The sequence below is a fragment of the Terriglobales bacterium genome, from assembly GCA_035764005.1.
Classification (GTDB): domain Bacteria; phylum Acidobacteriota; class Terriglobia; order Terriglobales; family Acidobacteriaceae; genus Gp1-AA112.
The window spans coordinates 25,426-51,260 of record DASTZZ010000075.1 but is presented as its reverse complement, the minus strand read 5'-3'; the positions used below and the strand labels follow the sequence as shown (position 1 = coordinate 51,260).

At 57.3% G+C, this 25,835-nt stretch carries 22 protein-coding genes; 3 read left to right on the top strand and 19 right to left on the bottom strand.

The genetic code is table 11. The features are described 5' to 3' along the window. Window positions 1-72: 72 nt before the first annotated feature. The 7 genes from VFU50_13050 to VFU50_13020 form a co-directional block, all read right to left on the bottom strand. The gene (locus VFU50_13050) at window positions 73-777 is read right to left on the bottom strand and encodes a hypothetical protein (protein ID HEU5233784.1); all 705 of its coding nucleotides are present in this window, start codon (window positions 775-777) and stop codon (window positions 73-75) included. Between the two features lie 78 nt (window positions 778-855). Next, a complete protein-coding gene (locus VFU50_13045; protein HEU5233783.1) occupies window positions 856-1,830 on the bottom strand; it encodes an SDR family oxidoreductase in 975 nt (324 codons plus the stop codon). 156 nt (window positions 1,831-1,986) lie between these two features. Then, the gene (locus VFU50_13040) at window positions 1,987-3,072 is read right to left on the bottom strand and encodes an SDR family NAD(P)-dependent oxidoreductase (protein HEU5233782.1); all 1,086 of its coding nucleotides are present in this window, start codon (window positions 3,070-3,072) and stop codon (window positions 1,987-1,989) included. A gap of 23 nt (window positions 3,073-3,095) precedes the next feature. Then, complete coding sequence (locus VFU50_13035) at window positions 3,096-5,546, bottom strand: DUF3536 domain-containing protein (protein ID HEU5233781.1); 2,451 nt, start codon at window positions 5,544-5,546, stop codon at window positions 3,096-3,098. Between the two features lie 112 nt (window positions 5,547-5,658). After that, complete coding sequence (locus tag VFU50_13030) at window positions 5,659-7,200, bottom strand: sulfatase-like hydrolase/transferase (protein HEU5233780.1); 1,542 nt, start codon at window positions 7,198-7,200, stop codon at window positions 5,659-5,661. Window positions 7,201-7,203: 3 nt separating this feature from the next. Then, window positions 7,204-8,577: a class I SAM-dependent methyltransferase gene (locus tag VFU50_13025; GenBank protein ID HEU5233779.1), complete on the bottom strand. Its 1,374-nt coding sequence runs from the start codon at window positions 8,575-8,577 to the stop codon at window positions 7,204-7,206. Window positions 8,578-8,586: 9 nt separating this feature from the next. Next, entirely contained in the window at window positions 8,587-8,832 is a 246-nt protein-coding gene (locus tag VFU50_13020; GenBank protein ID HEU5233778.1) for a hypothetical protein, read from the bottom strand. A 214-nt stretch (window positions 8,833-9,046) separates the two neighbouring features. Here VFU50_13020 and VFU50_13015 point away from each other — a divergent pair, with 214 nt between their 5' ends. Further along, the gene (locus tag VFU50_13015; GenBank protein HEU5233777.1) at window positions 9,047-9,790 is read left to right on the top strand and encodes an ROK family protein; all 744 of its coding nucleotides are present in this window, start codon (window positions 9,047-9,049) and stop codon (window positions 9,788-9,790) included. Between the two features lie 6 nt (window positions 9,791-9,796). Here VFU50_13015 and VFU50_13010 read toward each other — a convergent pair whose 3' ends face one another. Further along, entirely contained in the window at window positions 9,797-10,327 is a 531-nt protein-coding gene (locus VFU50_13010; GenBank protein HEU5233776.1) for a DUF2393 family protein, read from the bottom strand. A 61-nt stretch (window positions 10,328-10,388) separates the two neighbouring features. On the opposite strand from VFU50_13010, the gene VFU50_13005 reads away from it, so the two are divergent. Further along, the gene (locus VFU50_13005) at window positions 10,389-11,195 is read left to right on the top strand and encodes an ATP-binding cassette domain-containing protein (protein HEU5233775.1); all 807 of its coding nucleotides are present in this window, start codon (window positions 10,389-10,391) and stop codon (window positions 11,193-11,195) included. Window positions 11,196-11,199: 4 nt separating this feature from the next. Here the strand turns inward: VFU50_13005 and VFU50_13000 are convergent, their stop codons facing one another. Further along, window positions 11,200-11,679 carry a DUF4149 domain-containing protein gene (locus VFU50_13000; GenBank protein ID HEU5233774.1) on the bottom strand — a complete coding sequence of 160 codons (480 nt, stop codon included), beginning with the start codon at window positions 11,677-11,679 and terminating at the stop codon, window positions 11,200-11,202. Between the two features lie 2 nt (window positions 11,680-11,681). Continuing rightward, window positions 11,682-12,653 (bottom strand): MoxR family ATPase, encoded by a 972-nt coding sequence (locus VFU50_12995; GenBank protein ID HEU5233773.1) that lies wholly within the window; start codon window positions 12,651-12,653, stop codon window positions 11,682-11,684. Between the two features lie 297 nt (window positions 12,654-12,950). On the opposite strand from VFU50_12995, the gene VFU50_12990 reads away from it, so the two are divergent. Beyond that, a complete protein-coding gene (locus tag VFU50_12990) occupies window positions 12,951-14,006 on the top strand; it encodes a hypothetical protein (GenBank protein HEU5233772.1) in 1,056 nt (351 codons plus the stop codon). 44 nt (window positions 14,007-14,050) lie between these two features. Here the strand turns inward: VFU50_12990 and VFU50_12985 are convergent, their stop codons facing one another. The 9 genes from VFU50_12985 to queD all read right to left on the bottom strand — a co-directional run bounded on the left by VFU50_12985 (window position 14,051) and on the right by queD (window position 25,732). Then, a complete protein-coding gene (locus VFU50_12985) occupies window positions 14,051-15,847 on the bottom strand; it encodes a methylmalonyl-CoA mutase family protein (GenBank protein HEU5233771.1) in 1,797 nt (598 codons plus the stop codon). 102 nt (window positions 15,848-15,949) lie between these two features. After that, the gene (locus VFU50_12980; protein ID HEU5233770.1) at window positions 15,950-17,242 is read right to left on the bottom strand and encodes a dihydroorotase; all 1,293 of its coding nucleotides are present in this window, start codon (window positions 17,240-17,242) and stop codon (window positions 15,950-15,952) included. Then, window positions 17,239-18,129 carry an aspartate carbamoyltransferase catalytic subunit gene (locus VFU50_12975; protein HEU5233769.1) on the bottom strand — a complete coding sequence of 297 codons (891 nt, stop codon included), beginning with the start codon at window positions 18,127-18,129 and terminating at the stop codon, window positions 17,239-17,241. The genes VFU50_12980 and VFU50_12975 overlap by 4 nt, the downstream gene beginning before the upstream one ends. Window positions 18,130-18,230: 101 nt before the next feature. Continuing rightward, window positions 18,231-18,809, bottom strand: a complete 579-nt coding sequence (pyrR, locus tag VFU50_12970) for a bifunctional pyr operon transcriptional regulator/uracil phosphoribosyltransferase PyrR (protein ID HEU5233768.1) — start codon at window positions 18,807-18,809, stop codon at window positions 18,231-18,233. 400 nt (window positions 18,810-19,209) lie between these two features. Next, the gene (gene ruvB / locus VFU50_12965; GenBank protein HEU5233767.1) at window positions 19,210-20,199 is read right to left on the bottom strand and encodes a Holliday junction branch migration DNA helicase RuvB; all 990 of its coding nucleotides are present in this window, start codon (window positions 20,197-20,199) and stop codon (window positions 19,210-19,212) included. Between the two features lie 339 nt (window positions 20,200-20,538). Beyond that, entirely contained in the window at window positions 20,539-23,259 is a 2,721-nt protein-coding gene (locus VFU50_12960) for an AsmA family protein (GenBank protein ID HEU5233766.1), read from the bottom strand. A gap of 280 nt (window positions 23,260-23,539) precedes the next feature. Then, window positions 23,540-24,298, bottom strand: a complete 759-nt coding sequence (locus VFU50_12955; protein ID HEU5233765.1) for a hypothetical protein — start codon at window positions 24,296-24,298, stop codon at window positions 23,540-23,542. 250 nt (window positions 24,299-24,548) lie between these two features. Next, window positions 24,549-25,229, bottom strand: a complete 681-nt coding sequence (locus VFU50_12950) for a radical SAM protein (protein ID HEU5233764.1) — start codon at window positions 25,227-25,229, stop codon at window positions 24,549-24,551. A gap of 125 nt (window positions 25,230-25,354) precedes the next feature. After that, complete coding sequence (gene queD / locus VFU50_12945; protein HEU5233763.1) at window positions 25,355-25,732, bottom strand: 6-carboxytetrahydropterin synthase QueD; 378 nt, start codon at window positions 25,730-25,732, stop codon at window positions 25,355-25,357. Window positions 25,733-25,835: the final 103 nt, after the last annotated feature.

Here is a 25,835-nt window from a genome sequence, read left to right as displayed (position 1 = left end):
TGCATCGTTCGCAAATCACGAAATCCCGGCTCTACAGGCAATTGCTGATGGGAACGAATCGGACAGACTTTCCTAGGCTGCGCGACGAAGATTCGAGCGCGAACTCTTGGATTTGGCCTTCGTCCGCGATCCTGCTTGCGCTGCCCGCGATTTCGACGTTCGCATTCCGCTGCTGCTACGACGTGTGCTGCTGGCGCGAGAAGTGCGTGTGCCGGTTTCAGTCCCGCGACCCGAGCGGGATGAGCTGCGCTTTGCCCGTGCGTTGCTGGTACGAGAAGAAGCAGATCGCGAAGAGCTGTGTCCGCGACTCTCGCCCGCGCGTGCGGTTGTCTTCCGGCGCGAGGAGCGGCCTTCGCTGCGATTCTGATTGCGCGAACGCGTCGATTTGCTTGAGCGTGAGCTGCTGCGCGCGCTACTGGACGCGCTTCGCGATTTCGAAGTCGCCTGCGTACGGCGACCAGTGCCACGATGCGCAGTTTGTGCCTGCCTGGCTGTCTGGCGGCTTACGAGCTTATTGAAATTGCTGCGCTGTCCTCCTGCGGTGGTCTCCTGAAACAGCAACGCGAGGCCGCGCTCATCGAATTTGTCGAACCAATCATCCCAGGAGATCTCTTCGAGAGATCCTTCGCCGCTGTAACCCGGGAAATCCAGGCGCAGAATGCCGATGTCGTCTCTGCCTCCGGTGTTTCTTACGCACGACGGACGTCCGCCGCGCTCCTCCGCCCATTGGCGAATCTCGTCATGATCGGTAGTCGTTCGACTGCTTGCTGATGGCATGAATATTGTTCTCCTTTCTCCCTTTTCGAGTGAGATGCAGGCGATGATTTCGTGCCGCCTGAGTGTTGTTGCGCCATCTCACGCCGCTGTGGTTTCGCCTCCCATAATGGAAAGCACTTCTCCGGTGATATAACTCGAACACGCTTCCGCCGCGAAGAACACATACGCCGGCGCGACTTCTTCCGGCTGTGCCGGACGGCCCATGGGCACATCTTCGCCATGCTTGCCGACTTCTTCGGCCGGTTTGTCGGCGACATTGAGCGGAGTCCAGACGGGGCCCGGCGCCACGCAGTTCACGCGAATGCCTTTCTCGACCAGGTTCTGCGCCAACGATTTCGAAAACGCGTTAATAGCGCCTTTCGTGCTGGCATAGTCGAGGAGCTTCTTGTTGCCTTCGAGTCCTGTTTCAGAACCGGTGTTCACGATCGCGCTGCCAGGCTTCAGATGCGGCAGAGCCGCTTTGGCCATATAGAAGTAGCCGAAGATGTTGGTGCGGAAGGTCTTCTCCCACTGCTCTTCGCTGAGCTGCTCCAGGCCCTCCTGGCGATGCTGATAAGCAGCGTTGTTGACGAGGACATCGAGTTTGCCGAACTTGCGAACGGTTTGCGCGACCGCGCGTCGGCAGAAGACGGCGTCTTTCACGTCGCCCGGAATCAGCAGGCACTCGCGTCCTTCTTTTTCGACTGCTTTCCTGGTTTCGTCTGCATCCTGCTGCTCTTCGGCGAGGTACACGATCGCGACGTTGGCGCCTTCACGCGCGTAGAGCACAGCAACGGAGCGGCCGATGCCGGAATCGCCGCCAGTGATCAGCGCGACTTTGTTCTTTAACTTCTCGGAACCTTTGTAGAGGGGAGCCTGATAGCGCGGCTTCGGTTCCATTTTGGCCTCGATGCCGGGACGCGGCTGATGCTGCGAAGGCAACGGGGATTTCGGCTCGTGCTGCCGTCCTTTGCTGGCCGGGAACTGCATCACTGTTCCCTTGGTCTTCTTTTCTGATTTTTGCTGCTCGCCGGCTTTGGATTTTGACTGAGTTTTGCGGGATTTGATGGCCATGCTTGCTCCTCGGAACCGGCAGCAATCGCCGGGGGGTCGGAAATCGCCGAATGGAGAGTTCCGATCCCAAATGCTTCGACTACTGAACTGAAGCAGCCGCAAACCACGCGGCTGCCCGACCGCCTACCGTCGGCGGTTCTGTTTTGCTTGGAACTCTTACGCGGGCTTCTGGTTGTAGCGCTTAGCTGCCATTTCGCCGAGCGCCGTCAGCGGTGACTTCGTTACGGCGTTGTGGCTGTCCTTGCCTTTGCGCTTTTCGTCGGAATCGCCGGCGCTGGGCAGTGTGCGATTCACCAGGCTCAGGATCTCCGTGGTGAGCCCGGGCGCGAGTCCGTGGAAGCGCGCCAGCAGCTCCGCCTGCCATGAAATAATCAGCTCAGCGCGTCCGCTTTGAGTCGCATCGACGATCTGCTTCGCCGCGCGCTTCACATTGATCGACGTCATCGGATTGGTGCCGCTCAGGCTGAACCAGGTGAACTCCTGGCTGTGTTTGCCTTTAAATTCGGCGTTGATGTGTGAGCCGGTGCGCATGAGTCCCGGAACTACCGTCACGACCTTCACATCCGTTTTGCCGAGTTCTGAGCGGAGGCCTTCCGAAAACGCGACCGCCGCGAACTTCGAGCAGCTATAGGGCAGCAGATGGGGCACGCTCACTTTGCCGCCGATTGAGGTGATGTTCACAATGCGCGCTTCGCCGCGCCGGCGCATTTCGGGCAGGGCAGCAAGGGTGGCGTACACCTGGCTCCAGAAGTTGATCTTCATCGCCTCTTCGAAGTCTTCGAGATTCTGGTTCTCGACCGGACCGACGGCGATGATGCCCGCATTATTTACGAGCACATCGAGCGCGCCGAAATGGCTCTGAACCTTCAGAACCGTGCTCTCCACCTGCTCGCGATCGGAGACGTCGCAGACGAAAGTCATCACCGACCCGCCGGCTTCACGTTCGATAGTTTGACGCGCGCGTTCCAGCTCTTCTTCGTCCCGGGCGCAGATCGCTACCTGTGCGCCGCGGCGCGCGAACTCCTCCGCCATCGCAAGCCCAAGCCCGCGCGAGCCGCCGGTGATGAACACCGTCTTACCGTGCAGCGAAAAGTTATCGCGTCGGCGCGCCAAGGTGGATGCCGCGATTCCTGCAGCAGCCGCTCCCAAAATGAGACCTCCTGCCGTAACCGCGGCGGCGCCGATCAGAATCTTCTTCGCTTGGGAAGGAATATGAACATCGAGGCGATCGAGCAGGTCCATGGAGTACCTCCGGAGGTTGTGACTCAGGTGGCGATGGCCATCTGCATCGTGGGTACCGCTTCTACTCGAATGCGAAGTTTGCATCCGAGCTCAAGGAAACTGTCAAACCACTCGCCCGGCGCGCTGCCCTGTTCGCGCAGCTTGGGATACGCCGTACGGGACATCTGGTAATAGAGATTTTCGACCTTCCAGAGGTTGACTGCAAACGGCAACTCGCGCAAAAGATCGATCAAAGAAGAAATCTTTTTCAGCAGGCCGAGGTTCCTGGGATGGCGTTCGAGCTGCTCGGTAAGCCCATTGAGTTTGCGCTCCATGAGATATGCGAGCCCTGCAGAATCGAGCTGCACTCCTTCATCGCGCGCCTGGTTGAGCAGATTTCGAACCTCGCCAAGATCGAGAAACTCGGCACGAAACTCGCGCTGCAGTGAGGCGTTGATCACGAACTCGGCCGCGAGAGCCAAAGCTTTCGGTTTGGGATACTTCACATCGGACAAAAAGCGCATGAGCGGCGCATGGTGTTCGTAGATTCCGCGCAGGCTGGCTTCGGCTTCGCGCAGGGTGGATTCGAGAATGTGATCCATAATGCGCCGCTGCTCGTCGCGGAAGAGAGATTTGAGCGAGTAAGTCGGTCCGCCAAAGTGCTTGTCGAGCGCGCGGATAACTCCTGGGATATCGGCGCGCGAGAATGCCTGGCGCAGATCCTGCACCGTGCGTTTGTAAGCCTCGTCTCCGGCAAAGACGCGCACCCCTGCACTGAGCGAGTGGTCACCCATGTGCAGGACCGCGAAGGTGTAGTGTCCGCACTCGTGGGTGACGCGCGAGCACACCTCCGCTCGGCCGATGGCAAGCTGCATCTTCCCGTAGATGAACGTCTGGTAATCGGCAGGCTCGATGGTGTAGGAGTACTTTGACGCTCCGGTTTCAAAAAGGGAACTGATGGCATAATGCGCGGCCACTTGCTCCAGGCCCACCATGGCGGGCTTCACCCACCTGCGGTACATTTCTGCGGCATTCTGGTAATCAGGAATGTTACTGAGCGCGTGCTGCAAACGCTCTAGAAATCCCGCTTCGATGGCCTCGCCGTCATCATATTCCGAGAGCTTCTGCGCAAGCTGAATCACGCGGCCTGCGTACATGATCACCTGAACGGTCTCGATGCCGGAGAGCTCATCAAAGAACCATCCGCAGCTCGTGTACATGAGCATGGCGTGGCGTTGCATTTCCAGCAGATCGAGTGCCGCAACGCGCTCTTCGTGCGTGAGTTCGTGGCTTGAGTTTTCAGCGAAGAAGCGGTCGAGGCTCTGGTTGGAACGATCGACGATTACGGCGATGTAGTCATTCCGTGCTTTCCATAGATCATCAAATAGCTGCGAGCCGCGTTGCTCATAGAGCGACATGACCGTGTCCCGCAGCCAGTCGAGCGCGTGACGCAGAGGACCGCGCCAGTTCTGATTCCAGTCGCCCCGTCCACCGGAGTTGCAGCCGCAGTTCTCAAACCAGCGTCCTACCCCGTGAGAGCAGCTCCATGCACTTTTCTCAATAATCTGGACTTCATGCTCCGCAGGATGCTTTTCAAGGTACTCGCCATAATTCGTTAGCTTCGCGATGCCTTTTTCTTCGATGAACTGGAGTGCATAGGCCAATGCCATGTCGCCATGAGGATGATGATGCCCATAGCTCTCACCGTCGGTGGCGATGTGCATAAGCTGCGGCCAATCGCGCGCATCGGAGAATCCGCCCGCGAGTCGATTCGCAAATTGCTCTCCGCTGTTCAGAAGCTTCTCGAAGGCGACCGCTTGCGAAATAGGTCCGTCATAAAAAAAGACGGTAATGGAACGCCCTTCGTTTAGCCGAACCAGGTAAGGACGCGAAGGATCGATCTTTCCTCCAGAAGCATCGCGAAATGCGCGCGCGCCGATGCGGCGATACCGCCAGGCTTGATACGGCGACAGGATCGTAAACTTCAGGCCGAGTTGCGCCATGATGTCGAGCGTTGGGAGATCGACAGCGGTTTCCGGCAGCCACATGCCTTCGGGCATGCGATGAAAGCGGGACTCAAAGTCGCGGATACCCCAGCAGATCTGCGCGTAACGGTCGTGATTGTTCGCCAGCGGCAGGATCATGTGGTTGTACCCCTGCGCGATCGCCGATCCGTGACCCGAGAATCGCTCCTGGCTCAGCCGGTCTGCTTCAAGAATGGCGACATAGACTTCCGGCTCCTGAGTTTCCATCCAGGAGAGGAGAGTCGGGCCGAAGTTGAAGCTGATTTTGGCATAGTTGTTCGTGATCGCCGCAATGCAGCCTTCATGATCGAGAATGCGCGAGGCCGCGTTCGGCGCGTAACACTCGCTGGTGATGCGCTGGTTCCAGTCGTGAAATGGATATGCTGAATCCTGCACCTCAACCGTTTCTAACCACGGATTTTCACGGGGTGGCTGGTAGAAGTGGGCGTGGATGCAGATGTAGCGTTCCATGCGAAGCGGGCGGTGGGCGGAGAGACTGCCTCGCGGGTTAGATGCGCAACCTTGCCGGAATGCTGGCCAGAGAAGAAGCGAATTTCAGCGCCGAATGCGGTGATGGGCTGGTTTACAAGTCGCCTATCCAATGGGAAAACTGCGTTGCATTCGAAATGCGGCCGCGCAGGAGATCGGCTATGGCGTCGTGCATGACGAGGCTGTTCATCGCCTGCGGGACCACGGTCCCTTGCTGCTGGCCGGGGAAGTGAACGAGCAGGACCGGACGAGGATCGAAGCCGGTCTGCGCGGCTTGTTCGTCTTCTTTGGTCCACCACGCAGCGCCGCGCCAGAGCGGGATTCGCCAGGAATGATCCGAGCAGACGACTACGATGGTATGACGATCTAGATCCGCCGAATGCAATGAATCCAGCAGCGCCTGCAGGTCACGGTCGGCCAATGCGAGATTGTCGAGATACGAGCCGCCGTTACGAACTTGCTGGGTAGCTCGGTCGTAGACGCCCGGGGGATGCGGCACAGGCATATGCACGAACGCGAAGCGGATGTCTTTGTCGGCAACAAGCTTCACTGCTGGAGCAAGCACGCCTTCTGCGTCGCGAACGTGAAAGTCTACCGAACTCGGATCTTTCGACTTCTCGTGCATCAGCCGGCGCACTGAGCTGCTGAGCGGCGCGAGAGCATTTTCAATTGTCGATTTTTGCGGCGACATATGCGAGTACATGTAAGCCGGCGTGAACTGGTCGGGATACCAGAAGCACGAATCGAGCACGCTGCCGAGCAGACGACAATATGGATTCGACCAGCCCGCAACGCCGGTTGTCCATCCATCGCGCTGCGCTTCGGCGAAGAGCGTCTGCTGTGGATCTAAGGCGTGCCAATGAGAATCCTTTTCTGTTCGGATGATTGCTTGACCGTCAAGCGTGCTCTCCAGCTCCGCGATTTGTCGGCCTAAAATCAGCGACGGCACGACTTTGGCCGTGTAGTAACCGGGCGCGCTGAGATGCGAAAAGGAGAAGCTTTCGCTGGCGAGCTGGTGAAGAGCCGGCAGCTTCAGATTCGAATGAGAAATCTCGAACACCTGCTGATACGAGAGCTCGTCGAGCAGAATCCAGACGATGCGCTCGCTGCTTGCGTCAGGATCGCCTGACGGGCGCCGAAATGAAACTGCATCCGGCGCAGGTCGGTGGAATGCGACGAAGAGGAGCTTGGGCAGCATCCAGAAGATGCAGCATCCGATCAGAACGAGGGCAAAGCGGAACACGCTGATGCTGCGAGTATAGACGGCTGGCGCCCACCGCCAGGCAGCGAACCCCAAGAGGAGGACGCCTGCGTCCAAAATTCCCGGTTTGGGAACTCGCTGCCGGAGCTCCGCAACCTTCGCAACCGACGCGACGGCAACAACTACCGCGATGGCCAGCAGGATGGTCCATGCGGGACTGCGATTCTCTTTGTCGCTGCGCGCAACGAGGAAGGTGACCGCCGCCCAGGCGAGGGCCACAACGACCAGATCGATCAGAATTCCGCGGCTAACGGTGTTTACCGGCAGCACGGAAAAATACAACGCAGCATGGCTTGGCGAAATCTGCGGCCAGAGATATGCGAGCAAAATCAGGATTGCAGCGCCGCAGCCTTCGAGCAGGTGTTGCGCCTTCATGCCTCAATGATTCCGCAGGAGGAAGAAGAGTACGCGCCCATTGCTCAGCGGCTTCCGCGCTACCGGTTCGAAATACTGGGTGAAGCTCCTGAGGAATGCGCGTTCGTCGAGATGCGCGTAAAGGATATCGCGTCCGCGGCAAAGGTCGAGAAAGCGAACGTCCGTTGCCGGAACCCATTCGACGACCGCCCAGCGAGTCGTGAATTCATTTACCAAACGCGCGATCTCTGCCATTGGGATTTGGTCGATGAGTAACAAATGATGAATGAGGCCGAGCATCATCACCAAATCGAACCGTCCGCGGGCACGATCGAGCAGCGAACTGGTCTCCGCATTTTGCCAACCGAGAGCCGGAGTAGGTCGCGCGGCATCGGCAATCAGAGGCAATATGGGAAGCCGGGACTCGCATGCTGCGCGCCAGTTTTGCTCGGAGGCGGCAACGTCTGTATCCCAGGCGACCACATTCGCTCCGGCGTGCGCGGCTAAACGCGAGTACTCGCCAGTGTTCGCGCCGATGTCGAGCACGTGAGCTGGCTTGGCCGTATAGAGAATCCGCTCGATGAACTCGCGCTTTTCGTCGCGGTCGCTGGAGCTGTAGTGCGAGGCGCTCTCAGGGTAAGCGCTCCACTTTGATGCTCCCATTTTGGGAGTAAAGGCACGCAGCGCTCGCCGCAGGCGCTTGATGCGCTGCCGGTGCATGTAGAGCGCGACTTCGGGTCGCTGTTTCAGTTTTGCCGCGGAGGTGCTGTTTGCGTTCTTCTTCTCAAGCAGGAATGGGAGAGTCACATGCGAAAAAACTGCGGGTAGAAGTCGTGTCAATGTAGACAGATGAGCATACAGATCGCGCGGTTCATACCCGTCCCTCCGCGAGAGGCTCGCAGCCAGCGGCCATCCGAGATATTTGTATGCAGCCAGCGGTAGCAGAAATGTGCGGACGAATTGCCCATAGGCCATCCACAACGGATTTTCGAGCTCTCGGGCTTCGGTGGAGAGGACATCGACAAACACCGGTCGGCTGCCTTCAAACAAGACGTTTAGCGGCGTTGCGTCCTTCAGCACTCTGCCGATCGACAACTGCTGCTCGGCGAAGTCGAGTGTGAGTTCGGCGGCTGCGATCCACTGGCTGGGCGTCCACTCCCAGGGATAGGAAGGAAAGAAAACCCTCTGGTGTTCCAGTTCGAGTTGCTCGCCCGGCGCACTCGAGAGAATACGAGTTTCTACCAGACGACCGCTGGCAATCCAGTTCTGTGCCAATTCGGAACCGAGGAAATTCAGGCAATCTTCGGCGTACTCTGGGTGGACTGTACGCAGCACGCGCTCATCGTCGATGCGAAGCGAGCCGGCGGGATCGCGAAAGGTTGCAGCGGGGGAGGACAACGGATACTCCTACTTCTCTGTGCTGGAGTCGGCCTCCGAAGAGGAATGAGCTCCGAATGCAAACAGCCGGCGCAACCGGTGACGTAAATAGAAGACGGCGCCGGCAAACATACTGCCGATCACCTGCAGCAGCATGTATCCCGATCCGGGATCGACGTACGCGTGAGCAGGGCGTTCAAAAGCGCAGACGACGGTTGCGATCTGCAGCACACTCAAAGCAAGCCAGACTATTCGAAAAAGGGGACGAGCGCTCATGACGCCTCCTCAACCCTCAGAGTAGGACCGAGTTGCATCATCCCCTGTTAAGAATTGTTTTAGAAAGTTACGAATTGACATGGGCCGAAATGGAACTTGCGTAATATTTCTCAGTTTTATTCACCAACAGCCTGAAATCTGCGATCGGACGCAGATCGGCAGCCCATTTCCCAAGTTTTGTACGATTGCGGTAGTCTCTGCTGAGTAAACGCTCATGACCAGGATCAAGAGCATTTCCCAAAGCACAACACCACAGCAATCAAAGCAGCACGTACTCGCTATTGACGTTGGCGGTACGCACGTAAAGCTGCTCGCTACCGGCCAAAAAGAGGTGCGCAAAGTTCCGTCTGGTCCCAAACTCACCGCGCGAGAGATGGTCAACCAGGTAAAGGACGCGGTGAGGGATTGGAAATATGACGCGGTCTCGATCGGATATCCAGGCCCAGTGGTACAGGGTCGGCCAATCAATGAGCCATTCAATCTCGCGCCCGGTTGGGTGAAATTCGACTATCGCAAAGCTTTCGGAAAGCCGGTGAAGATCATCAACGATGCCGCCATGCAGGCTCTTGGCAGCTACAAGAAAGGACGCATGCTCTTCCTGGGGCTAGGCACAGGGCTCGGTTCAGCGATGATCGTGGACGGCGTGCTGCAGCCCATGGAACTCGCTCATCTTCCTTATAAAAAAGGCCGCACCTACGAGGACTATCTCGGGAAGCGCGGTCTTGAGCGGCTGGGACGAAAGAAGTGGCAGAAGAATGTCTTCTATGTCGTGGCACAGCTTCGGCAAGCAGTGCAGGCGGACGACGTTGTCCTAGGCGGTGGGAATGCCAAGAAACTCGATCAGCTTCCCGCCGGCGTTCGTCTCGGCAGCAACAAGAACGCGTTCATCGGCGGCTTCCGCATGTGGCAGGACGAAAGCGTGCGCCACGGCATCGTACGCACTGCGGGATCAAAGTAGATTTCTTTATTGCGTCGATGTCTTGACGATGGTCATTTCTGGAAGCTGCGTATTCCATTCTGCGCTGACGTGTTCGAAAGTCTGGCGGAACTCACGTGTCTGTCCAGCCTTCAAGGGCGCGCTGCTTAGAGGCGCAGTGTCGATGTAGGGCTGGCGCGTGGTGATCACCATCAGCCGCTGCGTTTCCTTTTGCACCACCTGCCCGAGGCTGTCGTGAAAGACGATCTGCAGGATCGCGCTAGTCACGGTCTTGTCGCCGTTGTTCGCGATTTTGCCCTCGATGTAGGTAACTTCCTGGCCGGCGAAGTTTGCGGCGGTGCTCATCGACGGGCTGGAGATCACGAGATTGGCGGCATAGGGATCGGGAGTTGAAGGCGCACTGGTCTCATTCGAACCTTTTCTCCCCAAAAAAACGAGCAACGCAATCACGATCGCAACTGCGAGAGCGCCGATTGCGATAGGAACAATTGGCGGACGCGATTCCTCTGCGTTGGTCGAACCGCCGAACGAGGGAACGGGAGTGGGAGATTCCGCCATTGTCAGGATTGTACCGCCAATGCCATGCTGCCCCTCTCAGAGCATTTGCTAGCATCGCTACATGCCGCAGGCGCTGGTCGAGATTCGGGAACTCACGAAGGTTTACACCCGCAGCGGCGGCGTGTTCAGCCGGGCTGACGAAGAGATACGGGCGGTGAATGGTGTCTCTCTCGATATCTTTGCCGGAGAGACTTTGGGTCTGGTTGGCGAATCCGGATGCGGCAAAACCACCTTGGGACGAATGGTTTTACGGCTGATCGAGCCGACCTCGGGATCAGTGCGATTCGATGGGCAGGACGTTCTCGGCGCGTCACATTCGGAAATGCGCAAGCTGCGCCGAGACATGCAAATCGTTTTTCAAGATCCGTTTGCCTCGCTCAACCCGCGCATGCATGTGTTCGATATCGTGCGCGAACCCTGGAGCATTCACGGCGGACCGGACCACAATGGAACTGCACCGCCGCGCGTTCGTGCCGCCGAACTCTTGCAAGCCGTTGGACTCGACGAGAGCGCGCTCGATCGCTTTCCTCATGAGTTCTCAGGCGGACAAAGGCAGCGCATCGGCATCGCGCGCGCACTGGCGCTGAACCCGAGGTTCGTGGTGCTCGATGAGCCTGTCTCTGCACTCGATGTAAGCGTCGGCGCGCAGATCGTCAACCTGCTGGCAAAGCTGCAGCGGGAATTCGGGCTGACGTACCTGTTCATCTCGCATTCGATGCCCGTTGTGCGCTATCTCTCAACGCGAATCGCTGTCATGCGCAGGGGTGTGATCGTGGAGCTCGGAGATGCGGAGCAGATCACTTCCGCTCCGCGTCACGAGTACACAAAAACTTTGCTTGCGGCGACTCCGGAAGTAGAAGCGTTCTGATTATTCAGGGACGAGCGTCTTCTTTCAGGTCTTGAGAGATCAATCCAATTACAACCAGGCCGGCCACGAGCGTAGCTCCCTCGAGCCCAACGGAGAACTGGTGCAGACGATCAAAGGCGGCACGCCCCGCGTCTTTCGGCGGAAGTGCCTCAATGGAGCCGCCGACGAGGTCGCGAATGCGCTGCATCTGCGGTATCACCACAAACTGCGAGATCGCCGTCAGCAGGATCATGAATCCCACCAGCGTTCGAACCGCCCGCACTTTTCCGGGGCGAATGAGAAACGTAAGCACGAATAGAACAACACCACAAACAAGGCCGATCAGGTGCAACGCCGTAAGTGACACACCGACTACGCCAGCCGCGAGCTCAGGTTTCGGCAAGATCGAGAAGAGAGCCGGCGCAACCACGGCGGAAAAGAAGATGATGCCGCCTACCCAGACCACCAGAGCCAAAATGATCAGGAAACGTGCAAACGAGCGCATGGCTAAGACGGGACAGAGACGCCGTCTACGATCTCTGCCAGAATGCGCTCGGCCTGCTCGGACGCCTTGAGATTCGAGCTATAGCGTGCGTTTACTACCACACGATGTGCAAACACGGGAACTGCGAGACGTTTGAAGTCGTGCGGAGTGGTAAAGCTACGACCTTCGACAAAAGCCATGGCTTGGGCCGCACGATACAGCATGAGCGAACCACGCGGGGACACCCCCAGGGACAGCTGCTCGGATTCGCGGGTTCGCTTCACGATCTCGAGCATGTAGTTCACGAGCGATTCATCGACGCGAATCTGTTTTACCTGCTCCTGCATCTCGAGCACGTCCCCGGCACCAAGAACCGGCCGGACTTCATCCAGACGCGCGGCTCCAGCTTCTGCGCGGAGAATCTCCCGCTCGCTTTCGTGCGCCGGATAGGTCATCTGTACGCGCAGCAGAAAACGGTCGAGTTGAGATTCCGGCAGAGGATACGTTCCGTGGTGTTCTACAGGATTCTGTGTGGCAATTACCAAGAAGGGACGCGGAACTTCGCGGGCCTGTCCATCCACCGTGACCTGACCTTCGTTCATCACCTCAAGCAGCGCAGATTGCGTTTTTGGAGTCGTGCGATTGATTTCATCTGCGAGCAGTACGTTAGTGAACACCGGTCCAGGCTTAAATTCAAAACGTTCTTCAGCAGCGGAGTAGATCGAAGTGCCGAGAAGATCGCTGGGCAGCATGTCACTGGTGAACTGGACCCGCTGGAAGATGCAATCGAGGGCTCGCGCGAGCGTATGGCCGAGCGTGGTTTTTCCCACTCCGGGAACGCCTTCGATCAGCAAGTGCCCCTTAGCAAAAACAGCCACCAGCGCCAGGCGTACCACTTCGTCGCTGCCGCGGATGATCGAACGCAGCGTGCTTTCAAGCCGCTGTGCGCGCTCGTGGAGCGATGCCGGTTCGGTTTGCAGGGCCTGGTGAGCCATTCAGGCAATTGTAATCGGTTGGAGAGAATTGCCTAGATTACGTGAGAAACAACGTGGGCCGGCGACCGTGCGCGATACGCTAAGATCGGCAGCATCGCCTAAAAGCGATTCCTCAGCACATTAATCGGTTGAATGCTGGACGATGGCAACACAATTTCAATGAGAATTGCAATTTTCTGCTTAATAGCCCTGCTTGCAACCCCTGCAGCATCTACTGCAGAGCACAAACATGGAACCGATCCCGTATGTTGCAGGTTCAAAGCCAGCCGCCGACCAAGCTGGAGTACCACGCTGCGGATGCCTGTTCCTGACCTCTACGACAATTGCGATTGGTTTCCCGACCACGCTCGGATTATTTTTCCGGCACCCACAGTCGTCATTGCAGCACTCCATCAGGATTGTTTCTTAAAGAACGGAGCCGTTCCACCTGTTCCAGTTCACACTTTGGACACGCTGGTCGCTTTGAACGCTCAGACGGCCAATGTGACCAAACAGCTCACATGGAAAGACGTTGCGCTGGAAGCACGCGGAGGCGGCAGCATCAACCTGCTAAACCTGAAGGACGGGAACTTTCTCTTCCACGCCGGACTTACATTGAGATTGTGTGATTCCAATTTGAACGAGCTGAGGTCGCGCACGCTGCAATCAATCAACTGGCGAAACGAACAGTGGCTTCCACTCGTGTCCGCCGACGGCAAAAGCATCCTCCTAAAGCATTGGAACACTGACAAGGACAGTGAACGGTGGTCGGAAGAACACTGGATTTCCCCAGAGACTCTGCAGGATATTCGGAGCTTCAGAACTGCACTATACAGTTGGGAGTCCCTGATATCAGGGAATCAAGTTTTCTATAACTTGGCGCGGCGCGGATCTGTTTCCCCGAGCGAGGATCTCGTCTATGTCAGGCAAATCGGTGATCGCGAAGGTCATCCGTTCTGTTCTGCCTGCACAGGCGTAGCCTTGGCAGCTACATCTACGGGAACTGTCATCGTTGCAGCTACGACTGCAGAGCTTTGGCTGGTTGACCCGAGTGGAAACGTTATCTTGCGCAAGAAACTTGGCGGCCTGGGGGACAACATTGAACACGTCGAAGCCACCCAGAAAGGAAGCTTATTCGCGTTCAGCTTCGGACATTCCCGCGATTTTATAGTTACGCGAGGATTCGACACGTTCGTTCTGTTCGATAGCGACGCGAAACAGCAGCGATTTCGGTTTAAGACCACTACATATCCATACGATGAAGGTGAAGGTTGGCAACGTTTGGACACACCATCGTTTGCATTATCTCCTGCCGCAAACCAGATCGTCCTGTTGGATGGTTACGTATTAAAGTCCTTCCTGCTCTCGCCCTAACGTGACCCTGCTGGACCTTAGTTGTTGAAACTGAGCCAGGTTTGTTATGTGATGCTTACTTCTTCGTAGACCCCATATACTTCGCGTAGCGCGTTGCAGATCTCGCCGACCGTTGCATAGGCGCGCACAGCGTCGATGATGTAGGGCATGGTGTTCGCGTTGGACATTTTGCCGTCGGTCTTGACGACAGGCTGTTGTGCCGCGGCTTTCTTCAGCGCTTCGAGGCGGCGCTGAACTTCGTCGTTTGATCGGCTCAATTTCAATGCGTTGAGTTTGCGCGTCTGGTGATCGGCTACTTTCTCGTAGTCGATGTAGAGAATCTCGGGCAATTTCTCTTCGATCACGAAATCGTTGGCGCCGACGATGATCTTTTCTTTGTTCTCGACCGCGCGCTGATATTGATAAGCGGCTTCTGCGATCTCCTTCTGCGGATAGCCGCGCTCGATGGCTTTCACCATTCCGCCCATGGCGTCGAGCTTGTCGAAGTAATCGAACGCGCCCTGCTCCATATCGAGCGTAAACTTCTCGACGAAATACGAGCCACCAAGCGGATCGACCGTTTGCGCAACGCCTGACTCATAGGCGATCACTTGCTGGGTGCGCAGGGCGATGCGTGCCGCATCTTCGGTGGGGAGTGCCAACGCTTCGTCGTAGCTGTCCGTATGCAGCGACTGTGTTCCGCCGAGCACGGCGGCAAGCGCCTGGATGGCTACCCGCGCGATGTTGTTCATCGGCTGCTGCGCCGTGAGCGAGACGCCGGCGGTCTGCGTGTGGAAGCGCATCAGCCACGTGCGTGCATTCTGCGCGCCGAAGCGGTCTTTCATCAGCCGGTACCAGATCTTGCGCGAGGCACGGAACTTCGCGATCTCCTCAAAGAAGTCGTTATGGGAATTGAAGAAGAAGCTTAGCCGCGGGCCGAATTCATCGACGTTCAATCCGCGACGGCGAGCCCATTCCACATACTCAACTCCGTCATAGATCGTGAATGCCAGCTCCTGCAGCGCAGTCGAACCGGCCTCGCGGATGTGGTATCCGCTGATCGAAATGGTGTTGAACTTCGGCGTGAAGTGAGTCCCGAACTCGAAGGTGTCAACTACCAACCGCATCGAGGGAGCAGGAGGGAAAATGTACTCCTTCTGCGCTATGTATTCCTTCAAAATGTCATTCTGAATCGTTCCGGAAATCTTCTTCCAGTCCGCGCCTTGCTTCTCCGCGACGACGAGATACATCGCCCACAGGACCGAAGCAGGCGAGTTGATCGTCATCGAGACCGTAGTCTTTTCGAGATCGATGTCGTTGAAGAGGATCTCCATGTCCTCCAGCGAATCAATCGCAACACCGCACTTGCCAACTTCGCCTTCGCTCTCGGCAGCATCGGAGTCGAAACCCATCAGCGTGGGCAGGTCGAACGCGACGGAAAGCCCGCCTCCGCCGTGAGCGAGCAGATACTTGTAGCGTTGATTCGTCTCCTCCGGCGAAGCAAAGCCGGAGAACTGGCGCATCGTCCAGAGCTTGCCGCGATAGCCGGATGCGTGAATGCCGCGCGTGTAAGGCACTTCGCCCGGATGTCCAAGGTATGTCTCAGTGCTCCAGTCTTCAGGAAGATCAGCCTGCGTATAGAGACGGCGAACCGGCATTCCCGAAATGGTAGTGAAGCGGGCATTGCCGTGCTCATCGAGATTCACGCCTGAAGCCGCGCCGATTGGCCGCTCCGGAGATTTCTCCAGTGCCGGAGCCAGCGTCTTCTCAGCCCATTCGATTTCGGACGGAGACGGATGCCGATTCTCAAATACATCCTGAATCGGCGATTCAGCGACGATTTTCTTTTTATCGGGAGTCATAAAACAGGCTTTCGGCTGTCGGCCATCGGCTTTCGGCCAAACTCTTAATGATAGAGATGCAGCGGATGGATTGCCAGAAATACTGCCTTCGACCCCGACTTGTTAGCGCGCGTACACCAGCCGCCCATCGACAAACGTGTAGCGCACGCGTCCGCAGAGGTTCTTGCCGATGAAGGGGGAGTTCTTTGATTTGGATTTTGAGAGCTCCGCGGTGAAGACCCACTCTTCTTCAGGATCGAAGATGGTGAGATCGGCTACGCCGCCTACGACCACCCGACCTGCGTCTTGCCAGCCCATTACCTCTGCAGGTTTCGACGTGAGCCATTGAACAGCCATGCTCGCATCGCCGCCTGCAACCATGAGCGCGATCGGCAAGGCGGTTTCAAGGCCCGTGATTCCGAAGGGAGCGCGATCGAATTCCTGGGTTTTCTCGTGAGCCGCGTGAGGCGCATGATCCGTGGCAATGCAGTCGATGGTGCCATCGCGCAGGCGGTCCCACATCGCCTCGCGGTCGGCTTCACTGCGCAGCGGCGGATTCATCTTGCAATTCGTGTCGTAGTCGCCGACCTCTTCATCGGTGAGCAGCAAATGATGCGGCGTGACCTCGCAGGTGACGTGAACTCCTTTTTCTTTTGCAGTCCGCACATACTCGACTGCCTCCTTTGTCGATAGGTGTGCGATGTGTACGTGCGCGCCGATTTCAGCGGCCAAATTGATGTCGCGCCCTACGATGCAGGCCTCTGAATGAGCGTTAATGCCGCGCAATCCAAGTCGAAACGATGTCGGCCCCGCGTGCATTACGCCACCGTGAGTCATGCGCGTGTCTTCCGCGTGCTGGATGACAGGAATCGCCAGTTTGTGTGCAGCTTTGAGAGCATCGCGCATAATGTCGTCTCCCAAAATGGGACGACCGTCATCAGTTACTGCCACGGCGCCGGCTTCCACCAATTCCGGATAATCGGTGAGCTTTTCGCCATTGCTACCAACCGTTGCTGCTGCGATCGGACGAACCTTTACACACGCACGCCGTTCCGGCGCCTGCATCCAGCGCGTGATCTCAGGTGTGTCGTTCACTGGCACGGTGTTCGGCATTGGGCAGACAGTTGTAAATCCGCCTGCCGCTGCGGCGGCGGTGCCGGTGGCGATCGTCTCTTTGTAGCTCTGCCCCGGCTCGCGGAGGTGCACATGAAGATCGATAAATCCGGGCGCGATGATGAGGTTCTTTGCATCAATGATCGAGTGATCCGCTCGGGGAATTTTGCCTGGAACCTCGATCGCGCGAATGCGTCCTTCTTCTATCAGGATGTCCCTAAGTGCAGGCTTGGAGCCCGAGCCGTCGATCAGCGTTCCGCCGGCAATCAGAATGGAATCGGGAGGGTGTGCGCGCGGCTTCATCGGCCACCTCCAAGGGCACGCAGCAGAATCGCGCGCCGTACGGCAACGCCATTTCGCACCTGTTCGAGGACGAGCGAACGGGCATTATCGGCTACATCGCTGGTCAACTCCATACCGCGCACCATCGGACCTGGATGCATGACGAGCGCATCGCGAGGAGCGAGCGCCAATCGCTCCGGCGTGAGTTGATAATCGCGCACGTAGTCGTCAACGGAAAGCTGCAATCCAGCTAGCCTCTCCTTCTGCACGCGCAACATCATGATCACGTCTGCTTCAGGCAACGCGGCGTCGAAAGCGCGCGTGACACGCACGCCTGGTGCAATCGTTTCTGCGACATCGGGCAGCAGCGCAGGAGGCCCGCAAAAAGTCACATGCGCTCCTAAGCGCGACAGCAGCAGTGCGTTCGAGCGCGCAACGCGGCTGTGGTAGATATCCCCGACCAGCAATAGGCGCAAGTCTTTCAGGGACCGACGATGCTGGAGGATGGTGTAGCAGTCGAGCAGCGCCTGCGAAGGATGCTCGTGCATCCCGTCTCCGGCGTTGACGATCGGAATCTGCAACTCTCGAGCCAGCAAATGCGGTGCGCCGGAAGAGGGATGACGGATCACAATGCACTCGGCGCCCATCGCGGCCAGTGTGAGTCCCGTATCGATGAGCGATTCACCTTTCTCGATACTCGAAGCCGCCGGGCTCACCAAAGTGGTCGATGCTCCAAGGGATTTGGCCGCGAGTTCGAAGGAGCAGCGGGTGCGCGTGCTGGCCTCGTAAAAGAGTAGGGCCACGTGGCGTCTGATTAGCGGTGCTGTTTTGGGACTGACATTCGCGAACCGAGCGGCATTCTTCAATAAGAACTGGATATCGGCATCGCTCAGAGACTCGATGTCCAGCAGCGATCGCGAAGAGTGAGAAAAATTTCCCTTCCGGAGGGAAGCGGAACGAATACTGCTGCGAAAACCTGCGGAGCGGGAGCGGGGCGTCGCCCCTCGATTCATGCCGAAACCTTCTCCACCAGCAGCACCTGCTCGCTGGGATCGATCTCTTGCAGCTTCACTTCGATAATCTCGTTCTGCGTGGTTTGCACGTTGCGTCCGACGAACGCGGCTTCAATGGGAAGCTCGCGGTGGCCGCGGTCGATGAGCACCAGCAATTGCACGCGGCGCGGGCGGCCGTGGTCGAAGAGAGCGTCGAGCGCGGCGCGGATGGTACGGCCAGTGTAGAGAACGTCATCGACCAGGATTACGTTTTTATCGTTCACGTCAAAGCCGATTTCCATCGGATTCACCACAGGCTTCGGTCCGGTGGTCGAGAGGTCGTCACGATAGAGGTTGATGTCGAGCGTGCCCACTTCGACCGGAGCCTTCTCGATTTTCTTTACCAGTTCCGCCAGACGCTTCGCCAGAGGCACGCCGCGGCGCTTGATGCCTACGAATCCGAGTCGCTCGACGCCGTTGTTCTTTTCAACAATCTCATGCGCCAGGCGGACCAGCGTGCGCTCGATCTCCGAGGCCGACATAAGGCGCGTTTTTTCACGCAGCACAACCTGTGGCTTAGGGCTTTGACTAGTCATGAATGAAGGTGAGTCGGGGTGGACTGAAAATGATACGAGGGAATCCCCAGACGAGGCAAGCCTAAGCCCCGAAGCTTAGCTCGAAGAGGTGCTCCAGCAGGGAACCTCGGGGACTTCGACGTCCCACGCAGAGGGAATCTCGCCGTGACCTTTGCACGTCGGGCATGTCGAGCCGTCAGTGCAAACGCCTCGACCCAGACAGTTGGGGCATTTCTTTGCTTTGAAGACTCTTGCCATTTCATACAGTAGGATGCGCGAAACAGGCCGGCAACTCTGGATTTCCGCAGCTTCCACCCATCACTCAAGGGTACAGACGCGGCATGCCGCTGCTGGGCTGAGCAGGGAGCATCTCGTGGCAGCTACCAGGAGACGGGGCATGCCCCGTCTCTACTTGCGAGGGTTAGAACAAACCGGCTTGCCTTCTTGGAGGGGCGATGCCGAAATGATCATAGGCAAGCTGGGTGGCCACCCGTCCGCGGGGCGTGCGATCGAGGAAGCCGATCTGGATGAGGAAGGGTTCGTAGATGTCTTCGATGGCATCGGCATCTTCGGCGAGCGCTGCAGCAAGGGTATTCAGGCCGACCGGCCCGCCCTGGTACTTCTCCATAATCGCCAGCAGCAGACGGCGATCCATCTCGTCGAAGCCGTGCTTATCGACTTCGAGCATCTCGAGAGCAGCCTGAGCCGTAGCACGATCGATCTGACCTGAGCCGCGAACCTGCGCATAATCTCGGCAGCGGCGCAGAAGGCGATTGGCGATTCGCGGTGTCCCGCGAGCCCGGCTGGCGATCTCGAGCGCTCCAGCGTCGTCGATAGAAACGTCCAGGATTTCCGCCGAACGGGTAACGATGATCTTCAGCTCTTCACCGGAATAAAACTCCAGCCGCAGGACAATTCCAAATCGGGAACGCAATGGGGCGGATAGCAGTCCGGCTCGTGTGGTAGCGGCCACAAACGTAAACGGCTTAACGTCGAGCGTGTGCGTTCGCGCCGATGGCCCCTGCCCAACCATGATGTCGAGCTTGTAGTCTTCGAGAGCCGAATACAGGATTTCTTCGAGTGCCGGCTGCAGCCGATGAACTTCGTCGAAAAAGAGCACCTGCTTTTCGCGCACGTTGGTCAGGATTGCGGTAAGGTCGCCTTTGATCTGCAGCACCGGCCCGGACGTCTGCTGGTACTCGACACCCATCTCATTGGCGATGATCGTCGCCAGGGTTGTTTTGCCCAAACCCGGCGGACCATAGAGCAGGACGTGATCGAGAGCTTCGCCTCGGGATTTGGCAGCTTGAATGGCTACAGACAGGTTGTCTTTGACCTTCTTCTGACCAATGAATTCGTTCAAACGTTTGGGGCGAAGTTTGAGCTCGAATGAAGCGTCATCATCCACCATGCCGGCAGAGACGACCCGGTCGCGCAGATCAGAGATGGGTTTTGCGGCGGCCACTTACGGGCGATAGTAAAGCGAACTGCGTCTGGAAGCAATGAGTTGTTGATCGTTCAGAGAAAAAAGATCGGAGCTGTCATCCTGAAGGCCTTCTTTTGGCCGAAGGATCTCCCGCAATCTGTCGGACTTAATTGCTGCTTCTTGGCTCCTTCACGAAGCGGCCTTGACGAGGAGCCGATGTAGGGCCTGGTCCACTAGAGATTCCCAGTGATTCTTCGCGTCCGCCGCGGCGGACGTCAGGATCATAGCCGTTGAATTTCTCGAGAGCTGAGGCAAGTGCGCCGCTTATTTCGGCTTCTTCTTCCCCAACAGCCCACCTAATACGCCACCGAGCGGATTCTGCTGCTGCTTTTGCTGTTGGGCGTTGCCCTGCTGTTGGTCGCTCTCGGGCTGCTGTTGTTGTTGTTTGCCACCGAGGGCGCCCAACAATCCCTGCACGGCATTGCCTTGCTGACCACCTTTACCGCCGAGCAACCCGGAGAGGCCACTGGTCAGCGCGCCCGGATTGCCGGTCGTCGGCAACAGGTTGTTGAGCTTCATCTGCGCGAGTTTTTGGACGTCCGGCGTGATGATCGGATGATTCACCGTGCCGGTTACCAAAACGGGAATCACAAGTTCACCGTTGCGGTTGGCCAGCGCCGTGTTCATGAAGCCGCCGATTCCGGTTCCTCCCACCTGCTGGCTCAAAGCCTTGCTGAGTACTGCATTGGCGTGCATGTTAAGGGCTTCGGTTACGAGATCGAAGGTCCCTTGCGCTCCCAGAGTGCCGCCATCGATGACTGCTTCGAGATTGTTGGTGCTGGCAACGCCGTTCTTGATATTGATCAATCCACCCAGCTTCACGATGTTGGTGAAGCCGCGCGACGGCTGCGCTTGCGAGAATTTCCCGATCGCGGAAAGCTCATGCAGCAGGTCGATGCCTTGGAACTTGCCGTTGCCGGTGTTGAAGTTCACGTCACCGTTGAGCGTACGCATCAGATTGCCTGCTGGATCACCCGAGAACGACAGGTTCGATTTGAAATTGTTGAGCACAATCTGGTCGAAGATGATGCTGCCGACCGAGAGGGCTCCCGAACCTGCCAAATGCGAAATGCCGCCGTTATCTGCCTTCCGAGCCTGCGCGTTCGCCGCCGGAACAAGCGAGAAACGATCAAGTTCAGCTTTCTTGGCCGGAGCGTTTCCGCCGGTGATCTGTTGCAGTTCGGTGATGTTCAGTTTGTCGGCGTTCAGATTGAATTTAATTTGTGGCGCCGCAAAGTTCTGGACGGTCGCGGAACCGGTCGCAGTTGAACTGCCGAGCGAGGCCTGGAGGTTATCGAGCGTGGCCGCATTCTGGGCGAACTTCAAATCGGCATTCTTGATTAGCACCGGTTTGGTGAAGTTCGGCATGTTGAGGCTGGCGTTCTGCAGTGCGCCGGTGCCGCTATAGATCATCCTGTCCGGCTGCTTCATTGGACCTTGCACGCGCGCATTCAGCGTGAGCGAACCCGAGCCGCTCATTCCTTCCACAGCGGAGACTCCGTAGGCTTTCGCAATGTTGATGAGCTCTCCGACATTTGCGCCGTTCGTGCGAATGGTCGCGTCAACCGTGCTGTTCGGTGTCGTGTAGTGCGACAACATGAAGTTTCCGTTCAGCGTGGTGCTGCCGCTCTGGGCGGTGAAGTCGTTCGACTTCACAGTGTCAGGGGTGAGTACCAGGGTGATGGATGGAACCTTCACTGGCTGTGGAATGTCTTTCCCGCTGACTACGAGATTCGAAGCGCTCAGATTTCCATTCAGCGCAGGCTGATCCGCGGAACCTTTGGCGTGAATATCCGTATTCAGCGTTCCGCCGACCTGCATTCCCGGATTGAAGGCGACACCGAACGCTCCTGCCAGCTTTGCCAACTCGGTAATGGAAGCGTTGTTGGCTTTGAGCTGCACGTCGAGCTGCGCCGGCGTGGGCTTGGTATTCACTTCGCCGGTAAGGCTGATCGGCGTAGGCCCAAAGTTGATATTCATTTTGTCGATCTTGATTACGTCAGTGTTCAGATCGTCGGCGACGCTGTAATCCGCTTTGATGGGGTATCCGATCTCGATTCCCTTGATGCGCACATTGTTCAACTCTAGATTGCCGGTGGAGCCCATCGTGCCGTTGTCGTTGCGCACGCTGGCTTCACCGCTGGCGATCGCGTCGTACTGCTTGAGTTGCGGAGAGTTCAGGAACTTCTGCACTCCGGCGAGAGAAACCTGGTTCAGCTTGAGACGACCATCGAGGTGAGTCGCCATCGAGTTCTGCTGGTTGAGCGGACCCGCCGTGCCATCAAACTTCACATACTGATCGCCTTGTCCCGGGAGATGAGCCGCCAGAGTGACATTGAACGGCTTGCCCGGCTCAAAGTCAGTGAGGTCGAGATCGATGTTGTCGTAGACGCTGCGGCTCTGATGTTTCTGCTCGTCGGTGATTGCGACCTGTCCGTTGGTGATCTTCAATTCCGCGAGCGAGAGCTGCTGGCTCGGCTGATTTTCCGCCGGCTTGCTCTCGGGCGTGCTCGGAGCGGTGGGGCTGGGCTTGGCCGCAGGCTTCGCTGCCGACTTTTGTGCCGCAGCGGGCGCGGGAGCAGGAGCATTCGCGGGCTGCTGTCCGAGGCTGGCGAAATTCCACGTGCCTTGCGCGTTGCGCACGAGTTCTATTTTGGGATTCACGAGTTCCAGTGAGCGTAGATCGACTTGGTGCCTGATCAGAGGCAGCAGTTTCGCACTTACGGCGAGGTCGGAGGTCGTAGCGAAAGGACGTCCGGTGTGGAAGTTGGGATCCTCACCGATCTGCACGTCCGCGACGCGGATGGAAAGCGGCACGATCTTCAGTGACATTTTGCCGAGCGTCACGTCGCGGTGGAGTTTGTCCTGCAGCTCTGCCTGAATCTTGTCGTGATACTGGTTCACGTTCACCAGCGATGGCAAAGCAAAGATGAGGATAACGATGATGACGGCAATTGCGATCAGGACACCGACTAGCTTGCGCATAAATTCCTCTTTTCCTACGCCGTGCGGTTCCAGGAAACTGCTTTAAGCGGCGATTGTGAGCTGCCACCCACGCACGAAGACTCTAAACGAATGGCCTAAGTAATTGGAAGGATTGAGCCGCAGCACGGTTGTACTCGGAAGAGGCTCTTGTCATTCCGAAACGCCTGCTTTTGGCGTGAGGAATCCCTACCACGCCTGCGCATTCTCGGCTTCTGTAGGGATTCCTCGCTTTGCTCGGAATGACAACGATTTCGGAATGACAACGATTAAGTGCCAACGGCTATTTGTACGAAGCTCCTGGGGACGCGATCGTGTCGTAGGGCACATTGGCGGGAATGTTGTACCGCGCCATGATGTCCTGCATCCTGCGCGCGCTTTTCTCAATATCGTCCGGATCCTTCTTATGACGAGCTTTCATCCACTTTTTGTAAGCTTCGTCGAATTCGTGCTGGTCGGAGCTGGAGAGCCGCTGCCCCTGCGCTACCGGAGCGTACGCAGAATTCGGATACGCTGCCGCATTGCCTCCGCTCGCAACCTGAGCGAACTGCACCGTCGAAGGAATGTTGTAACGCGCCATGATCTCCTGCATCTTGCGCGCGCTTTCATTTATGTCGTCCTGGTCGTTCTTGCGCGTTGACTCCACCCACTTGGAGTAGGCCTTATCGAATTCCTTCTGGTCATCGGGTGAGAGTCGCTGCGCGTAAGCCGTAGGATAGGCGGCGTTTGGATACGCCTGGGATGGGTAACCGGCTGCTCCTCCCATCGAAGCCACCTGGTCATACGAGACGGTCGATGGAATGTTGTAGCGCGCCATGATCTCCTGCATCTTGCGCGCGTTCTCTGAAATGTCATCCTGATCGTTCTTGCGTGTGGCATCGACCCACTTGGAATAGTACTTATCGAATTGGCTCTGGTCCGAAGCCGACAGAACTCGATGCCAACTCTGTGACTGCGTGTAAGCGTCTTGAGCATGCGCGCGAGACGGCGCGCCAACCGCAATGCATAAGAGCAATGCAGCGAAGATAGATAGCGGTTTCATTCTGGTTCTCCTCCGAAAGGTCTTTTCTGGCGCGTGCTGTGTAATCGTGTGCGTCGGTAAGCGCCTACTACTTAGAGGATTGACGCGTGCTTGAGGATGACCTGCGCCGCGGAGCAGCGCCCGAATTCCGTACTGCCCGAGTAGCGCATTCTGAGTTCGAACTGACGGGAGATGCTGAATTGAATTCACCTGTCGAGCCGGCTGAATACGGAAAGACGAAGCCTGGGAAGATGCGGGAGCGGTGACTCTTCTACACGCCCTTTTTCATCGGCTCCCATATGAACTTATGAATCTGCAACCCGAGGCGCGCGCTGAGACCATCGGCGAGCATCCACTCAACCAGTTCGCGTGGATCGAGCAGGCAATTGCGAGCATCGCGCGCAGGGCCGGCATCTTTGCGGAATGCTGGAGAAAACAAAATGTTCCGCGTCTTTTGCTCAAGCTGATGCTCGCGGACGAAGTCCCGTGCGAATTCATAATCCGCGCGATCAGCAATGACGAATTTCATCTCGTCAGCCGGAGTTAGTACATCGAGGTTGGAAATGCGGAAGCTCCCGCCTTCTCCCGAAGCGGGACACTTTACATCGACAATTTTGTGAACTGCTTTCGGAACGTTTTCCAACGCACGTTCCCCGCTGGTCTCGATCAGCACTTCGTAGCCATCGTCGAGGAGCTTCTGCATGAGCGGCACGACCTCGCGCTCCTGCAGCATCGGCTCTCCGCCGGTAATCTCCACAAGTTTGACGGGAGCAAGGCTTCGGACTCTGTTGATCACTTCATCGATCGAGGATTTGTGCCCGCCGGTGAAGGTGTACTCGCTGTCACACCATGAGCAGCGCAGGTTGCATCCGGCAAGGCGCACAAAGATGCATGGCAATCCCGCGAAAGAAGATTCGCCTTGGACGGATTTGTAGATTTCGATGAGATACATACATCAGGCTACCGGCTACCGGCTAATTCTGCGCAGTTCGCGCCTTGTTCCTGTGTTCATCTGAACACATTCTTCAATGCTCAAAAAACTAGCCAGAAGCCAGCAGCCAGAAGCCGGAAGCCGCTTCACTCCGAATACCGCGCAGTAGTCGTATCCGTCTCCCAGATTGTGACTTCTTTTACGCTTACGCGGCCTGAAGTCGATTTTTTCAACGTGCAGCTTGTCTCGTCGTAGAAATACTTCGCCAGGTTCTCGGCGGAGGGATTCAGCGTGGTAAACGGTGCTACGTCGTTGATCATCTGGTGATCGAGGCGTTCGATCACCGGTTTCATAACTTGCTTCAGTTCTTTGAAATCGAGCAGCAAGCCGGCGGCATCGAGCTCCCTGCCTTGGAGAGTGATGCGGACTTTGTAGTTGTGGCCGTGCGGGTTCTCGCATTTTCCGCGATAGTTGCGCAGATAATGACCCGCGGCAAAGCTGTCTTCAACGGTGACTTCGTACATTTGTTAGTTAATTCGCCTGTAGAAGGTTCAGAAAAGGGCTGCTACAAGTATAGCGATGAGAGAGCAGCTAACGTGGAGCCGGGCGCCCTCGCCCGGGTTTTTG

Coding starts and splice junctions, on each gene's coding strand:
- VFU50_13050 (HEU5233784.1), bottom strand. CDS start 777: ATGCCATCAGCAAGCAGTCGAACGACTACCGATCATGACGAGATTCGC.
- VFU50_13000 (HEU5233774.1), bottom strand. CDS start 11,679: ATGCGCTCGTTTGCACGTTTCCTGATCATTTTGGCTCTGGTGGTCTGG.
- VFU50_13010 (HEU5233776.1), bottom strand. CDS start 10,327: ATGGCGGAATCTCCCACTCCCGTTCCCTCGTTCGGCGGTTCGACCAAC.
- ruvB (HEU5233767.1), bottom strand. CDS start 20,199: ATGGTGGATGATGACGCTTCATTCGAGCTCAAACTTCGCCCCAAACGT.
- VFU50_12980 (HEU5233770.1), bottom strand. CDS start 17,242: ATGAAGCCGCGCGCACACCCTCCCGATTCCATTCTGATTGCCGGCGGA.
- VFU50_13030 (HEU5233780.1), bottom strand. CDS start 7,200: ATGAAGGCGCAACACCTGCTCGAAGGCTGCGGCGCTGCAATCCTGATT.
- VFU50_12960 (HEU5233766.1), bottom strand. CDS start 23,259: ATGCGCAAGCTAGTCGGTGTCCTGATCGCAATTGCCGTCATCATCGTT.
- queD (HEU5233763.1), bottom strand. CDS start 25,732: ATGTACGAAGTCACCGTTGAAGACAGCTTTGCCGCGGGTCATTATCTG.
- VFU50_13040 (HEU5233782.1), bottom strand. CDS start 3,072: ATGGACCTGCTCGATCGCCTCGATGTTCATATTCCTTCCCAAGCGAAG.
- VFU50_13005 (HEU5233775.1), top strand. CDS start 10,389: ATGCCGCAGGCGCTGGTCGAGATTCGGGAACTCACGAAGGTTTACACC.
- VFU50_13015 (HEU5233777.1), top strand. CDS start 9,047: ATGACCAGGATCAAGAGCATTTCCCAAAGCACAACACCACAGCAATCA.
- VFU50_12995 (HEU5233773.1), bottom strand. CDS start 12,653: ATGGCTCACCAGGCCCTGCAAACCGAACCGGCATCGCTCCACGAGCGC.
- VFU50_12955 (HEU5233765.1), bottom strand. CDS start 24,298: ATGAAACCGCTATCTATCTTCGCTGCATTGCTCTTATGCATTGCGGTT.
- VFU50_13035 (HEU5233781.1), bottom strand. CDS start 5,546: ATGGAACGCTACATCTGCATCCACGCCCACTTCTACCAGCCACCCCGT.
- VFU50_12985 (HEU5233771.1), bottom strand. CDS start 15,847: ATGACTCCCGATAAAAAGAAAATCGTCGCTGAATCGCCGATTCAGGAT.
- VFU50_12950 (HEU5233764.1), bottom strand. CDS start 25,229: ATGTATCTCATCGAAATCTACAAATCCGTCCAAGGCGAATCTTCTTTC.
- VFU50_13020 (HEU5233778.1), bottom strand. CDS start 8,832: ATGAGCGCTCGTCCCCTTTTTCGAATAGTCTGGCTTGCTTTGAGTGTG.
- pyrR (HEU5233768.1), bottom strand. CDS start 18,809: ATGACTAGTCAAAGCCCTAAGCCACAGGTTGTGCTGCGTGAAAAAACG.
- VFU50_12990 (HEU5233772.1), top strand. CDS start 12,951: ATGCCTGTTCCTGACCTCTACGACAATTGCGATTGGTTTCCCGACCAC.
- VFU50_13045 (HEU5233783.1), bottom strand. CDS start 1,830: ATGGCCATCAAATCCCGCAAAACTCAGTCAAAATCCAAAGCCGGCGAG.